The organism is Myxococcus sp. AM009, from assembly GCF_013372605.1.
Classification (GTDB): domain Bacteria; phylum Myxococcota; class Myxococcia; order Myxococcales; family Myxococcaceae; genus Myxococcus; species Myxococcus vastator.
On sequence record NZ_JABXEP010000070.1, the window covers coordinates 27,294 to 41,363 of the forward strand.

At 69.9% G+C, this 14,070-nt stretch carries 11 protein-coding genes; 1 reads left to right on the plus strand and 10 read right to left on the minus strand.

Translation table 11 applies throughout. The annotated features are described in order from the left end of the window. Window positions 1-29 precede the first annotated feature (29 nt). The gene (locus HV824_RS18735) at window positions 30-458 is read right to left on the minus strand and encodes a VOC family protein (protein ID WP_176417206.1); all 429 of its coding nucleotides are present in this window, start codon (window positions 456-458) and stop codon (window positions 30-32) included. Window positions 459-515: 57 nt separating this feature from the next. Between HV824_RS18735 and HV824_RS18740 the strand changes: the two genes are divergently transcribed. Continuing rightward, on the plus strand, window positions 516-1,103 hold the full coding sequence (locus HV824_RS18740; protein WP_176417207.1) for a TetR family transcriptional regulator: 588 nt from the start codon (window positions 516-518) through the stop codon (window positions 1,101-1,103). On the opposite strand, the gene HV824_RS18745 is transcribed toward HV824_RS18740, so the two are convergent. From HV824_RS18745 to HV824_RS37975, 9 genes are all read right to left on the minus strand, one after another. Next, window positions 1,084-1,506, minus strand: coding sequence for a hypothetical protein (locus HV824_RS18745; protein ID WP_176417208.1), 423 nt, complete (start codon window positions 1,504-1,506; stop codon window positions 1,084-1,086). The two genes, HV824_RS18740 and HV824_RS18745, sit on opposite strands and share 20 nt — an antisense overlap. A 118-nt stretch (window positions 1,507-1,624) precedes the next feature. Continuing rightward, the gene (locus tag HV824_RS18750; protein WP_176417209.1) at window positions 1,625-2,047 is read right to left on the minus strand and encodes a hypothetical protein; all 423 of its coding nucleotides are present in this window, start codon (window positions 2,045-2,047) and stop codon (window positions 1,625-1,627) included. A 224-nt stretch (window positions 2,048-2,271) separates the two neighbouring features. Further along, on the minus strand, window positions 2,272-3,672 hold the full coding sequence (locus HV824_RS18755; RefSeq protein ID WP_176417210.1) for a family 2B encapsulin nanocompartment shell protein: 1,401 nt from the start codon (window positions 3,670-3,672) through the stop codon (window positions 2,272-2,274). A 35-nt stretch (window positions 3,673-3,707) separates the two neighbouring features. Continuing rightward, window positions 3,708-5,117, minus strand: a complete 1,410-nt coding sequence (locus HV824_RS18760; protein WP_176417211.1) for a family 2B encapsulin nanocompartment shell protein — start codon at window positions 5,115-5,117, stop codon at window positions 3,708-3,710. 27 nt (window positions 5,118-5,144) lie between these two features. Then, the gene (locus tag HV824_RS18765) at window positions 5,145-7,412 is read right to left on the minus strand and encodes a family 2 encapsulin nanocompartment cargo protein terpene cyclase (RefSeq protein WP_176417212.1); all 2,268 of its coding nucleotides are present in this window, start codon (window positions 7,410-7,412) and stop codon (window positions 5,145-5,147) included. Window positions 7,413-7,510: 98 nt separating this feature from the next. Beyond that, on the minus strand, window positions 7,511-8,446 hold the full coding sequence (locus HV824_RS18770) for an AraC family transcriptional regulator (protein WP_255208153.1): 936 nt from the start codon (window positions 8,444-8,446) through the stop codon (window positions 7,511-7,513). Window positions 8,447-8,483: 37 nt separating this feature from the next. Continuing rightward, window positions 8,484-9,239 (minus strand): type 1 glutamine amidotransferase domain-containing protein, encoded by a 756-nt coding sequence (locus HV824_RS18775; RefSeq protein WP_176417214.1) that lies wholly within the window; start codon window positions 9,237-9,239, stop codon window positions 8,484-8,486. 291 nt (window positions 9,240-9,530) lie between these two features. Beyond that, window positions 9,531-11,159, minus strand: a complete 1,629-nt coding sequence (locus HV824_RS37465; protein WP_255208154.1) for an OmpA family protein — start codon at window positions 11,157-11,159, stop codon at window positions 9,531-9,533. A 36-nt stretch (window positions 11,160-11,195) separates the two neighbouring features. Beyond that, a partial coding sequence (locus HV824_RS37975) for a kelch repeat-containing protein (RefSeq protein ID WP_303623426.1) occupies window positions 11,196-14,070 on the minus strand: 2,875 nt, incomplete at its 5' end.

A 14,070-nucleotide genomic window follows, 5' to 3' on the forward strand; every position in this document is an offset into this window, starting at 1 on the left:
GCTTCCGCAACGGCTTCCGGCCCCGGTCGTCACCCGACGGGGAGCGCGTTGGCCTCGTACTGCTTCGCGAAGTCCTCGCTCGGCGCAATGGGCTTGATGACGTCGATGAGCACCCCGTTCGGGTCGGCGGTGATGAAGTGCCGCTGGCCGAAGGCCTCGTCCCGCAGCGGCAGGTGGATGGGCAGGCCGGCCGCCTGCACGTCCCGGTAGACGGCGTCCGGGTCTTCGACCTCGAAGTTGAGAATCGTCCCCGCCACCGTGCCCCGGGCCACCGTCGGCACCGTCTCGTGCCGTCCGTCGAGGATGGCCAGCGCGACATGTTCGGCATCGTCCGACTGGAGGTGGACGTACCAGTCGCTGGTGAAGCGCGGGCTGAAGCCGAAGTGCGCCGTGTAGAACGCCGCCGTCCCCGCGACGTCGTTCGTCATGATGACCGGGTAGTAACTGGTGATTTTCACGGGCTCCCTCTCTCCTTCGGGCTTGTCTTTCGATGAATCAACATACAGGCTGTATGTATGCACGCGAGGGCGCGAAGAAGCAACGATGAGCGCAGCGCGACGACGCGGCAGGCGCTCGTGGGCGCGAGCCGGGCGCTGTTCGTGGAAAAGGGGTACGCGCAGACGTCGACGCCGGAGGTGGTGGCCGGCGCCGCCGTGACGCGGGGGGCGCTCTACCACCACTTCGAGGACAAGCAGGCGCTGCTGCGGGCGGTGCTCGAGCGGGAATTCGCCGAGCTGCGCCGTGCCATTGACCGGGCAACGCCGCCGGCCCTGGGCGCGCGTGAGGCGCTCATCGCTGGAAGCCTGGCCTATCTCGACGCGATGGCCGTCCCCGGCCGCACGCGCTTGCTGCTCGTGGAGGGGCCGGCGGTGTTCGGCCATGCGGAGATGATGGCACTCGATGAGGCCTCCGCCGCGGGCTCGCTGCGGGAGGGGCTCGCCGCCGTGCTGGGCGATGGGCCCTTGGTGCCCGCGCTCACCAGCCTGCTGTCCGCCGCCTTCGACCGCGCCGCGTTGGCCATCAGCACCGGCGGGGACGCCAAGGCCTACCGCGCCGCGATGCTGGCGCTCATCGAGCGCGTCATCACGGACGCCGGTCGCTGAGCGGCATGGGCTCCAGCGTGTTCGACGCCTGCTCGCTGGACAGGGCCGTGGTCAGGTGGACCAGGTTGGCTCCGCTCAAGTAGGCGGCGATGACGGCGGCGACGCGCAGCACGAGCGGCGTGGGCTCGAATGGGAGGAGGTCACGTTCCAGAAGCCAGGCGAGCGTCCGCGGCGCGTAGGCGGCACTGCAGGCCACCACCACGCCCAGGAGAACCATCATCTGGACCACGCTCAGCAGGGTGTTGGCCCGGGAGTGGACCACGCTGGCCAGCCCACCCATCCGCGCCAGGAGCCGCGGCTTGACGAACTTCAGCACCAGGATGCCCTGGAGGATGCCCACGGCCAGCGGAGCGCCGATTTCCACCACGGCGAGGATGCTCTGAACGGAGTCCTTCGTGCTCATGGCGCGGACAATGTTCCGTCACGCGAAGTGAATCAACCCGGTCCGCTCGTTGACGGACGCGGAGGCAACAGCCGCCTGGAGCGCGAGCCCCTCCAGGCGGCTGACGGCGGTTGCGGCGTCACTCCACCCAGTGGACCTTGCCCAGGCCAACGGCCACCATGTCGCAAAGGTAGACGGAGTGGTCATACGGGTTGTTGTCGTAGACGCCGCGGGCGCTGATGCAGCGGGCGTTTTCGGGATAGGGCGCGTTGTACTCCTCCGCGAGCTCACGGCAGTACGTGTCGCCAGGGCCACCGCACTCCTCCGTGCAGCTGTCCGCGCGAATCCAATACGGGTTGTAGGTGGGGTACGAGTCGGCCTCCGTCCAGCACAGCCCGCTGGCGCATTCCGAGTCGGCGCTGCAACCCGTGCCCGTGGCCTTCAAGCTCTGTTGCTGCTCGGCGGTCGGCTGCGTCTGTTCGGGCGTGCCGCTGCCACAGGCCACCGGGCCCATCAGCATGAGGGAGGCGAGGGCGGCCGTCGTGGCGAAGATGTTCCGCATGGATGAGAACCTCTCAGGGGTGAAGGGGAGCGCGGAACCAATCACGCCTTCACGGCTCATCCAAGTCACGTCCACGCCAAACCGAGCGGAGACGGTGTCTTTACATGTTTCAGTATTGGAATTCTTCAGTCCCGCCGGACTGAGATGCGCTGCATGCGAATGTTTCAAGCGACACAGCGAGTCCAGGCAGCGCGCCCGGACCCGCCGTGTCAGCTTCTGAAACATCAGCCTCCGAGCTCCACGTTCTCCAGCACACCCAGCGCATCGGGGATGAGCAGCGCCGCGGAGAAGTAGGTGCTGACCAGGTAGTTCGTGATGGCCTTGTCCGTGACGTCCATGCGGCGCACGGAGAGGCCGGGCTCGACCTCGTCCGGCAGGCCGGTGCGGCGCAGACCGATGACGCCCTGGTCCTCCTGGCCGGTGCGCAGCACGAGGATGGAGCTGGTGCGCTGCTCGGTGATGGGGAGCTTGTCACACGGCAGCAGGGGGACTCCGCGCCAGGCCATGCACGGCGTGCCCTGGACCTCGACGGGCGTCGGATAGACGCCTCGGCGGGTGCACTCCCGGCCGAACGCCGCGATGGTGCGCGGGTGCGCCAGGAAGAAGCGCGACTTGCGGCGCCGGCTGAGCAGCTCGTCCAGGTCATCGGGCGTGGGCGGCCCGCTGCGGGTGTGGAGGCGCTGCTTGAGGTCGGCGTTGTGGAGCAGGCCGAAGTCCCGGTTGTTGATGAGCTCGTGCTCCTGCCGCTCCCGCAGCGCTTCGATGGTCAGCCGCAGCTGCTGCTCCGTCTGGTCCATGGGGTCGCCGAACACGTCGGAGACGCGCGTGTGGACCCGGAGCACCGTCTGCGCCACGCTCAGCTCGTACTCGCGGGGCGCGAGCTCGTAGTCCACGTAGCCGCCCTGGATGTCCGGCTCACCGGAGTGGCCGGCGGCCAGGGGGATGGCGGCCTGTCCCAGCTTGTCCTGGGGCTTCTTCAGGCGCTCCCGGTACTGCTCCACCTGGGCGCGCAGCGCGGCGGACCGGGCAATCAACTCTTCGAACGCCTGCTGCGGCAGGGACAGCACCGTGCACGGCGTGGTGGCCTTGACGGTGTAGCTCCAGACGTCATCCGACGTCGCCACGGCCTGGTCGCCGAAGTGGTCGCCGTCCGCCAGCACGTCCAGGGTGACGGGCGCGCCATACGGGCCTTCGCGGAGCTTGCGCGCCTTGCCGTGGGCCAGCAGGAAGACGTGCTCGGCGGGCTTGCCTTCCTCCACGATGACGTCGCCCGCCTTGTACTCCGCCTGGGTGAACCGGCTGGCCAGGGCGGCAATCACCTCGTCGTCGCCGCTCAGGCCCCGCAGCAGCGGCAGCTTGAGCAGCTCCTGCGGGATGATCTGCACCTTCGCGCCAAGGTTGCTGAACACGAGGCGGTCATCCGCCACCGCGTAGCTCAGCCGCCGGTTGACCCGGTACGTGCCGCCCGTCACCTCCACCCAGGGCAGCATGCGCAGCAGCCACCGCGGGGTGATGCCCTGCATCTGCGGGGCCGTCTTGGTCGTCGTCGCGAGCTGGCGCGCCGCGGCCGTGCCCAGGCTCAGGCGCGGGGTGTCGTCGCCGCCCGTCTTCACGAAATTCGCCATGTGGATTCCCTCACGTCCTCCGAGCGGGAGGAGGCCTATTCGCCACGGCCGATTTCGACGCTCTCCAGGATGCCCAGCGCGTCGGGCACGAGGACGGCCGCGGAGAAGTAGCTGGTGACCAGGTAGTTGATGATGGCCTTCTCGTTGATGCCCATGTACCGGACGTTGAGGCCGGGCTCGATTTCGTCGGGGATGGTGCCGGGGTGCAGGCCGACGACACCCTGGTTCTTCTCACCCGCGCGCATCAGCATGATGGACGTGGTGCGCGAATCGCTGACGGGAATCTTGCTGCACGGGAAGATGGGGACGCCGCGCCAGGCGGGCACCATGTTGCCGTTGAAGTCCACGCTGGTGGGGTAGATGCCCTTGCGGCTGCACTCCTGGCCGAAGGCGGCGATGGCGCGCGGGTGGGCCAGGAAGAATGACGGCTCCTTCCACACGGTGGCCAGCAGCTCGTCCATGTCGTCGGGCGTGGGCGGCCCGCTGCGGGTGTGGATGCGCTGCTTGAGGTCGGCGTTGTGGAGCAGGCCGAACTCGCGGTTGTTGACGAGCTCGTGCTCCTTGCGCTCCTTCAGCGCCTCCACCGTCAGCCGGAGCTGCTGCTCCGTCTGGTTCATGGGCTCGTTGAAGAGGTCCGCCACGCGGGTGTGAATCTGGAGCACCGTCTGCGCCACGCTCAGCTCGTACTCGCGGGGCGACGTCTCGTAGTCCACGTAGGTGCCCGGCAGCACCGGCTCGCCGGTGTGGCCCGCGGCCAGCTCGATTTCGGCCTGGCCCGTGGTGTCCTGCTTCTTCTTCGCGCGGGCCTTGAACCGCTCGATGTGCTTGCTCAGCGAGGGCGACTGAGCCACCACGGCCTCGAAGTCGGACTGCTGCAGCACCAGCACGGTGGACGCCGTGACGGCCTTGGCCGTGAACTTCCAGTAGTCCTGCGACTCCAGCAGCGCCTCGTAGCTGTAGTGGTCGCCGTCCGCCAGCACGCCGAGCACGGTGGTGTCGCCGTACTTGCCGGCGCCAATCATGTTCACCTTGCCGTGGGCGATGAGGACGATGCAGTCCGCCTCCTTGCCCACCTCGGTGATGACCTCACCGGCCTTGTACGTCTTCTGCTCGAAGCGGTTGGCCAGCGCCGCCAGCACCTCGACGTCGTCGTAGCTGCGCAGCAGGGGCAGCTCGCACAGCTCCTGCGGGATGACCTGCACCTTGGCGCCGGTGGTGGTGAACGTCACGCGGCCATCCCCCACCGCGTAGCTCAGTCGGCGGTTGACGCGGTACACGCCACCGGACACCTGCACCCAGGGCAGCAGCTTGAGCAGCCACCGCGAGGAGATGCCCTGCATCTGCGGAACGGACTTGGTCGTCGTCGCCAGCTGGCGCGCCGCGGCCGTACCCAGGCTCAACTGGGACTTCTCGGCGTCACCGCCCGGCTTGATGATGTTCGACATGATTGGCCTTTCGAGTGGGATGGAAGATCAGGCGCCGGAGCGCAGGTTGGAGAACAGCGAGGCGATGCGTGCGGCGGAGGTGCCCAGGCCGGTGGGGCCCGAGGAGACGCGCAGGCCCAGCTTGCGGGACGCGCGCAGCTCGAACTCCTTGTAGCGGTCCACCGTCTGGTGCCAGATGAGCACGCCGCTCATCCACCACTGCAGCTTCTGGACGTACTGCTTCAGCTTGTCCTGGGCCTTGCCGTCCAGGTTGAAGCTGCGCGCCAGCGGCTCCAGCTCGTTGGCGATGATGTATTCGAACTGCCGCATCCGCGCGGTCATCAAGTCGTTGACGACCAGGACGGCCCGCGCCGGGTCCAGGTCGAGGAAGCGCTGCACGACGAGCACGCCGTTGTTGAGCTCACCTTCGAACTCAATCTCCTTCTGGTAGGAGAAGACGTCGTTGATGAGGCAGGCGTAATCCGCCGCGGCGTTCTCCAGGCTGCGGATGGGCCGGGTGTGGAAGATTTCAGGCGCGAGCGCATCCCCATGCGCCAGGCGGGACAGGCTCATGGTGAGGTCCGAGCCGAACGTCTGGCGCCGCATCTCCACGTAGTCGATGGGGTCCGGGATGCGGTTCTGGATTTGGTTGGCCAGCTCCCAAAGCCAGCTCTCCGTCATGTCCAGGATGGCCTTGCGGAACAGGCGCCGTGAGTCGGGCGTCACCCCTTCGGTGGTGCGGGCCCACAGGTCCGCGAGCCCCCGCTCCACCGGATTGGTGGGGGGCGGAACCGCCGTGCCGGCGTCCTCCGGCACGAACATCGCCAGCCGGGCGTTGAACACCTTGGCGCCGGCCATGTCCTTGGTGTGGCCGTAGAAGGCCGGGAAGTAGTCGTCCGCGTAGGTGCCCCAGACGAGCCAGCAGGCGGACAGGTTGAGCTGCGCCTCGGTGGCGTGGGGATGAATCAACGCGCCGCAGAGCGCCACGTCGGCCACGTCGAACTTGTGGTCATCCCAGATGTAGCCGCCGGGGACCCCGGGGAGGACATCCAACATGCCCATCCGCCGCGCCCACGCCTTGGACTCTCGCCGCGAGGTGTCCAGGTGAGGGCTGGGCTTCGTGGAGTACGGCATGTAGAACTTCGGCAGGTTCACCGGGCCCACGGGCTGGTACGGCACGTGGGAGAAGCTCTTGAGGCGGGTGAGCCCCAGGGCGGTGGGCGACTGCGGAAGCCGCGCCGCGGAGGTGCCCAGGCCGTTGGGGCCCAGGAAGAAGCCGCCCGCGCCGCCGGAGCCCTTGTTCATGTAGCGGCTGGAGCGCATGTGCCACTCGTGCCCGCCGGACTGCCAGTCCTGGAGCCCCCGGACGTAGGTGAGCACCTGGGCCTGCTCGACTGGATTCAGGCCGAACTCGACGAACAGGGACGGCAGCTCCGTGAAGACGGTGTTCTCGAACTGCTGGAGCCGGGAGGTGAGCACCTCGTTGACGAGCTGCGCGGCGCTGGGCGGGGAGATGTCCAGGAACTTCTCCATCACCAGGACGCCGTTGGAGAGCTCGCCCTCCTCCAGAATCTCCCGCTCGTAGGAGAACAAGTCGTTGCGCAGGTGGACCGCGTCGGAGAACGTGTCCTTCAGCACCCGCATCGGGCGGCTGGCGGCGACGCGGTCCGGGACCTCCGCGAAGACGGCGTGCTCCACCAGGTTCGCGGACCACGGGGCGCCGCCCACCTTGCGGCGCATCTCGATGTATTCAACGGGGTTGGAGACGCGGCCGTCGCTGATGTTGTTCAGCTCCCAGCTCGACTCGTCCAGCAGGTGCTTGGTGTGCTCGAAGAACCGGCGCCGCCACGCCATGGTGCGACTGGGGACGGTCCGGTTCCACAGGTCCAGCAGCCCGGCCTCGACGGGGTTGGTGGGCGGCGGTGGCGTGGCCGCCGGGTCCAGCGGCATGAACAACGGCAGCCGGTCCAGGTAGGCCTTCGCGCCCACCATGTCCTGGGAGCGCTTGAAGAGCTCCAGGAAGTGGTCGTCGAAGTAGAAGACCCAGACGTACCAGTCCGTGATGAGGTCCAGCTCCGGGCCCGGTGTCTCCGGGTGGGTGTAGGCACAGAGCAGGGCGTAGTCCATGGCATCGAACTTCGCCTCGCTCCAGATTTCCGGAGCGCTGCCATCCTTCGGGCGGCCAATGATGCCCAGCTCGCGCGCCCAGGCCTTCGAATGCACCCGGGCGCCTTCGAGGTTGGGATTCAAGCGCGCCGGCCAGGGAACGTAGAAGTCTGGCAGTTCAAATGGCTGCTTGTTTTTCGCCGTACCCATGCACGCCCCTCGTTGAACTCAGGGGGGCGTTATAGTTTCAGACTGAACGGTCTTCCAGGCATTTTTGGTTTTTGGGAATTTCCAAGAAACCGTTGTTTTCACCCTGGGAATTTGTTTGACCGACTCGCCGTGACGGAGCGGGTGAGCACGAGCTCGCGCAGCGCGGAGGGTGGGACGTCGTTGTGCTTGCGGAACGTCCTCGTGAAGTGGGCCTGGTCGGAGAACCCGGTGCAGAAGGCGACGTCCGTGAGCGTCAGGCGTGCGTCTGCCAGCAGCGCGTGTGCCGCGCCGACGCGGACGCGTTGAAGGGTTTGCGAGAAGGTGGTCCCTTCCTGCTGCAAGGCGCGCTGGAGGCCGCGGCGGGACAGGGCGAGCCGCTGCGCGGTCTCCTTGAGCGTCCAGGGGTGCAGCAGGTCGCCCCGCATCACCTGTTCGAGCCGCTCGCGGACCTCGCGGGGGGCTCCCTCGCGCGGCGCGGCAGGCTCGTGGAGACGGAGGGGCTCCCCAGACCTCCAGCGGAACGTCGCGACGTTCGTCGTGGCGGGCAGGCGCTGTGTTTCGTCCACCAGGGCGGGGCCATGAATGGCCATGGGCGCTTCGCCTCCGGGCTCGAGCGTGACGGAGAGCGCCGTGAGCCCCGCGGTCTCCAGGAGCGCGACGAGCACCCCCCAGATGAACAGGTCGTTGACGGTGAGAATCGCCCCGCCGTCGATGGCGACATGTCGCAACGTCATCTGGGCGCGGGCCAGGTCGTGTGAGAGCAGTTGCGTGCGGTGGCGGGAGTGAAGGAAGCGCTCCAGGGTGGTCCAGCGCTCCACGGCGTGCCGGGGCGTGGGTCCCGCGACGAGCGCCCGGAGGACGGGATGGGACGCGAGGGCCCGCAGCTCGCGGCCGAGCTCCAGCACCGGCCGCCAGCCATGGGCCTCCATGACGGCCTGGAGGACGGTGACCTTGTCGCGCCCCTCGGTTGGAATCTCCGGGTAGGTCCGCGCGACGGCCGCCTTCAGCAGGGCGTTCAAGGATGGGCTCGTCATGGTGCCTTGGTCCACGCCCATGTCCGGCTGCTCCTGGTCAGCGCGAGGCGCGCGGTGGCTCGCCGGTGTCCACGGCGCACCGGCCCGCGTTGCGCCAGTCGCTCAGCGCGGCGAGGAAGTGCACGTTGAAGTCGGCACCCGAGAATGGATTCTGGCTGGTCACCAGGTTGCAATCCCGCACGGCGCGGGAGCGGCCCGGGAACGCCGTCTCATGGCGGTAGCCGGCGTCGTCGAGCTGGTCTCCAATCCCACGAACCAGGGCGCGTGCGTCCATGACGAAGGTTTCAATGTACCACTCCTCGAAGCCGGAGACCGAGGTGACGCGCCGGCCCACGAAGGGGCTCTGCGGCTTGGGCAGCCGCGAGAGGAGCGCCGGGGCATGACAGACGAGCCCCACGGGACGGTCCGTGGCGCCGAAGTGGATGAGCAAGCCGTGCAGGTCCGCGTCATCGAGCAGGTCCACCATGACGCCCTGTCCTCCGGGGATGAGCAGCGCCTGGAAGTCGTCCGCGCGCGCGCGGACCTCGGACAGGTTCAGCGGCGCGTGCAGCTGAGGGAGCCGCGTGACGAGCGCCTGGGCTTCGGCGAGCGCCTCGGGGTGCTCCTTCCAATACGAAGGGTTCATGCCCTCGGGGTCGAACGCCGGTGCGCGGCCCTCGGGTGTCGCGACCACCACGTCGTAGCCTGCGTCGATGAGCGCGCGGTAGGGCTCATAGAACTCGTTCAGGAAGACGCCCGTCTGGCGCGTGCTTCCATTCGCGAGCTTCTGCTCCGACGCGGCCGAGAGGACCATGAGGACGCTCCCGGGGGGATGAACCTCCGCGGGTTGTCGCTCCGCGGAGGGAAAGATGACTTGCTGCGTCGGGGCGGTGGCGCAGCCCAGCGCACCCGCGAAGCATGCGAGTGCGAGCTGGGCGAGGCGCCGCGTCATTGTCATTCCAGCGCGAAACGCTGGCGCCTGCTTTGAAGTGGTTGCTCCCATGCGGCTCCTCCTGGTGACAGCTTCATCACCAGGGTAGGAGCGCGGGGGAGGGCGGGCTTGAACGAACGCGCCAAACCCTGGCCGCGAGCCTGGCGCGGAGGCTCAGCGCGCCGGTGACGCGCCTCCGGACTCGGTGACGAACTCCACGCGGCGGTTCGTGCCGCGGCCCTCGGGCGTGTCGTTGGTGGTGAGGGGGCGGTCGGGCCCGTAGCCCTTCGCCGTCAGCCGCGAGGACGCGACACCGCGCTGAATGAGGTGCGTGCGCACCGCGTCCGCGCGCTCCTGGCTCAGCGTGCGGTTGAGCTCGTCGGGGCCGGTGCTGTCCGTGTGCCCTTCGATGCGCAGGGACACGCCCGGGTTGGCCTTCAGGTAGTCCGCGACGGCGTCCAGGTTCCGCAGCTCCTCGTCGGAGAGCGTCGACTGGCCCACCGGGAACTGGACGTGGTGCTCGGTGGGCAGCCGCGTCGGCGCTTCGGTGGCGGGCTCCTGGGGCGCGGGCTCCGGCTTGGGCTCGGGGCAGCCACGGTGGGCGGCGACGCCGGCCTCGTTCGGGCATGCGTCCTCGCGGTCCACGACGCCGTCACCATCCGAGTCGGTGTCCGGGCAGCCCTTGTTCTCGGCGGAGCCGGCCTCGTTCGGGCACGCGTCCTCGCGGTCCACGACGCCGTCGCCATCCGAGTCGGTGTCCGGGCAGCCGTCATTCTCAGGCGGGCCGGCTTCGAGCGGGCAGCGGTCCTGCCCGTTGGGAACCGTGTCGCCGTCGTCATCCAGCGCGGGGCACTGCTCCGGCGTGTGACTCCGGCCGCTCCGGCACACGTCCTCTTGAGCGGGCGGCTGATGGGCCCAGGCGATGCCCGCCGCCGCGCGGATGGACGGCGTGCCCGGGATGTCCGTGAAGCCATGGCCGGCGATGGCGAAGGCCTCGAAGCCGCCACCCACGGGCATCCGCACGCCGCCCAGCAGCTCCAGCGCGAAGTCCGACTCCACCAGCGACTCCGCGGCTTGCAGCGCGATTTCGCCGCGCAGGCCCTTGCCGCGCGTGGACACGACGACGCCTTGCTCCAGCTCAGTGCCGAAGTCTCGGCCGGGTTCGTTCTCCGTGGAGCGGATGCGCACGCCCGCGCTGGCGCCGAGCACGACGGGGCCCAGCTCCCGGCTCACCGCCACCCGGGGCGCGACCTGGAGGCCCGCCCAGCCTTGTTGCCGGCCAAAGGCATCCGCGGTGCCACCGGGCGTCCCCACGTCCAGGCCCAGGCTGAGGAAGACGGGGTCGCCGGCCTCGCGCCGCAGCAGCGCGTAGCGGGCGCCCAGCTCCGGCGTGCCGAGCCCGAAGGCGTCCGGCGCGGAGACGCCCACCAGCGAGTCCGCGCCATTGCCGCCCTGATGGATGATGACGGGCAGCCGCGCGGACAGCTCCAGGTTGTCGACGGGCGACCAGGCGCCCGCGAGCCAGCCGGAGACGCGGTAGTCGATGATGGAGCGCTCCTGCCCATCACTGCCCTTGAGCAGGAGGATGCCGCGCTCATAGCCGGCCATGAGCATCAGCCGGTAGGCGCCCTTGGGGAGCACGTGTCCCGTGTCCACGAGCATCGAGTCCGTGGCCGCGGGGGTGAAGCGCAGCCGCTCCAGGTCGATGGGGATGAGCGCGCCCGTGGTGCTCTGTGCCAGGGCATTGGGCGCGATGGAGGCGATGAGCGCTGCCAGCGCCCAGCTCCGAGCCTGTGTACGCAAGGTGAAGTCCATTCTCGAAAGAGGGTGACGTGCGGGTCAGTGCGAGGCGTGACGCGAGCGGCGACGCAGCCCGCTCCACGTTGCCAGGACCACCAGGAGGGCCAGCGACGAGGCCGCGCCGCCGCCAGAGGCCTGGCAGCCGCCTCCGGCGATGGAGATGACCGTTGCCTGGACGGTGACCTGGAACGTGCAGCGGGCTTCATTGCCCGCGGCGTCCGTGGCGGTGACGGTGACGGTGTTGTTGCCGTGCCGGAAGGTGCTCCCCGACGCCGGCGAGGACGTCACGGAGGGCGTCGAGACAGCATCCGTGGCCTCGGGCAGCTCGAAGGTCACCGCCGTGCCGGACGCATCATCGGAGGTCGTCCGGAGGTCGGCGGGGCACGTCAGCGCGGGCGGGGTGGTGTCCCGCACCTCGACCTGGAACGTGCAGGTGGCCCGCGCGCCCGAGGCGTCCTCCGCGGTGGCCGTGACGGTGGTGGTCCCCAGCGGCAGCGTGCTGCCCTCCTCGGGGTCATAGGTGATGGTGGCCGGCCCTCCGTCCCCGGGAGTCGCGGTGGCGGGCGGCCAGCTGCCCGGGGCGCCCTCCGGTCCCGTTGCTTCCAGGACGGTGTCCTCGGGGCAGGTGATGGCCAGGACCGCTGCTGACTCCACCTCGACGTCCACCGAGGCCTCGTTGCTGTCCAGGCCGCAGTCGCTGACGCGGTAGGTGAAGCTGTCTGCGCCCACGTAGCCCGCGTTGGGCGTGTACCGGAGGTCCGGCGGCGTGCCACTCAGGGTTCCATGCTGGGGCGGCGTGACGATGGTCCACGTCAACGTCTGGTCCGCGTCCGGGTCGGTCGCGGTGAGCGTGACGTCTTGAGGGAGGCCGGAAATCGTGGCGATGCGCACGGCCTCCGCGGTGGGCGGGGTGTTGGCGCGCACCATCACCATGCGCCCGCCCGGAATGGCGTTGGCGAAGACGGACAGGGCATACGGGCCCGGAAGCGTCTCCGCGGGCACCCGCACCGTCGCGCGCGTGGCGGACATGTCCGTGGCGGGGAGCGTCCAGAGCCGGCCGCCCTCGGCGGCGCCCAGGCGCACCAGGGGGAAGTCCGTCGGCGAGTCCAGGTAGCTGCCGCTGGACGCGCCCGAGATGCCCCGGAAGCCCTGGCCTTCGATGATGGCGGGGCAGGTTTGGTAGAGCGTCTCCGGCGCCGTGACGACAGGCCGCCAGGCGGGGAGGGCGAGGACGTCGTCGTAGCGCTGGGCCGTGGTGACGGCCGTGCCGCCCGCGAGCAGGACCTCCCCCGAGGGCAAGGCGACGGCGGCGGCCCCGCCGCGCACGTCGGGCGCGCTGACGGGGGTCCAGGTCCGCGAGGGCGCTCCGTAGGCCTCGGCCGAGGCCACGTAGGTGTCGGGCGCGCTCAGGCCGCCCGCGACCAGGAGCGTGCCGGAGGGCATCAGGGTGGCGGTGTGGCGCCAGCGCGCCTGCGTCAGCGGGCTGTCCGGCGTCCAGGTGTTCGCGGCGGCCGAGTACCGCTCCGTGGTGGTGAGCGCCACGCCTCCCGCGACGCCGCCCGCCGCCAGGAGCTCGCCGGAGGGCAGCAGCGTCAGCGTGAAGCGCTCACGGGCCTGGGCGAGCCCGGCGCCGGGGGCCCAGGTGTTGGTGGCGGGGTCGTATACCTCCGCCGTCGCGAGGGCCGCTCCGCCAGCGTCGCGTCCTCCCGCGATGAGCACCCGGCCATCCGGCAGCAGGGCGGCGGCGTGCGCGGCGCGGGCCCCGGCCACGGACGGCGCGGCGGTCCACGCCTGGGTGGCCGGGTCATACAGCTCCGCGGAGGCGAGCACGTCCGCGCCGTCCTGCCCGCCGACGACGAGCACCCGGCCATCCGGCAGGCGCGTCGCGGTGTGCAGGTGCCTCGCGCGAGCGAGTGGCGCAGTGGGGACCCAGGTGTCCGTGGCGGGCGTGTAGCGCTCCGCCGAGTTCAGCGCGCCGCCCGCGTTCGTGCCGCCCACGACGAGCACCTCGCCCGAGGCCAGCGTCGTCGCCGTGGCATCCGCTCGCGCGGTGGAGAGGGTCGCCGTCGGGGACCACGCGTTCGTCGTCCGGTCATACCGCGAGGCGGACGCCTGCGCGGTGCCTGTTCCGTCACGGCCACCCACCACGAGGACGCGGCCGGTGGGCAGCAGCGCCATCAGCGGGTCAACCCGGGGGCCGCCCAGGGTCCCCGCGGCGGACCAGGCCTGGACGCCAGGGTCATAGGTCTCCGTCTCCGCGTAGAACGTGAGTGACGGATTGGAGCTGAAGCCCCCGGCGGTGAGCACCTTGCCGGAGGGGAGCAGGGTCGCCGTGCTGTTCTCCCGGCCAATCGCCATGGAGGTCGTGGCGGTCCACGTGCCGGTGGCGGGGTCGTAGAGCTCGGAGATGGGTTGGGCATCCCGCGCGGCGTTGGAGCCGCCCATGACGAGCACCCGGCCGTCAGGCAGCAGCGCGGCGGTGTGGCTGTTGCGCGGGAAGTTCAGGGCGCCCGTGGCCGTCCACGTGTTGGCCACCGGGTCGTAGAGCTCGGCATGCGTGGTGATGCCGATTTCAGTGAAGCCACCCACGAGCAGGACGCGGCCATCGGGGAGCAGGGTGGCGGTGGCGTAGTGCCTGGGGACCAGGGGGGGCGCGGCGGCGGTCCACGTCCCCGCCACCGGGTCGTAGAGGTCGGCGCCGGGGACCTCGCCGTCCACATTATTGAAGCCGCTCACCGCGAGCACCTGCCCGCTCCGCAGCAACGTGGCGGTGTGAGAGCGCCGGACCACGGGCAGGCTCCCGGTTGGCAGGAACGTGTTGCTCACGGGGTCGTACAGTTCAGCGGTCGCGAGATTGCTGCCGCCCGCGATGAGGAGCTGACCGGAGTCGAGCCGCGTGAGGGTGGGCAGGGAG

Bases quoted from the DNA above. Each gene is read 5' to 3' on its own strand.
- HV824_RS18750 (WP_176417209.1), bottom strand. From the start codon at position 2,047: ATGCGGAACATCTTCGCCACGACGGCCGCCCTCGCCTCCCTCATGCTG.
- HV824_RS18760 (WP_176417211.1), bottom strand. From the start codon at position 5,117: ATGTCGAACATCATCAAGCCGGGCGGTGACGCCGAGAAGTCCCAGTTG.
- HV824_RS18755 (WP_176417210.1), bottom strand. From the start codon at position 3,672: ATGGCGAATTTCGTGAAGACGGGCGGCGACGACACCCCGCGCCTGAGC.
- HV824_RS18745 (WP_176417208.1), bottom strand. From the start codon at position 1,506: ATGAGCACGAAGGACTCCGTTCAGAGCATCCTCGCCGTGGTGGAAATC.
- HV824_RS18765 (WP_176417212.1), bottom strand. From the start codon at position 7,412: ATGGGTACGGCGAAAAACAAGCAGCCATTTGAACTGCCAGACTTCTAC.
- HV824_RS18740 (WP_176417207.1), top strand. From the start codon at position 516: ATGCACGCGAGGGCGCGAAGAAGCAACGATGAGCGCAGCGCGACGACG.
- HV824_RS18775 (WP_176417214.1), bottom strand. From the start codon at position 9,239: ATGGTCCTCTCGGCCGCGTCGGAGCAGAAGCTCGCGAATGGAAGCACG.
- HV824_RS18770 (WP_255208153.1), bottom strand. From the start codon at position 8,446: ATGACGAGCCCATCCTTGAACGCCCTGCTGAAGGCGGCCGTCGCGCGG.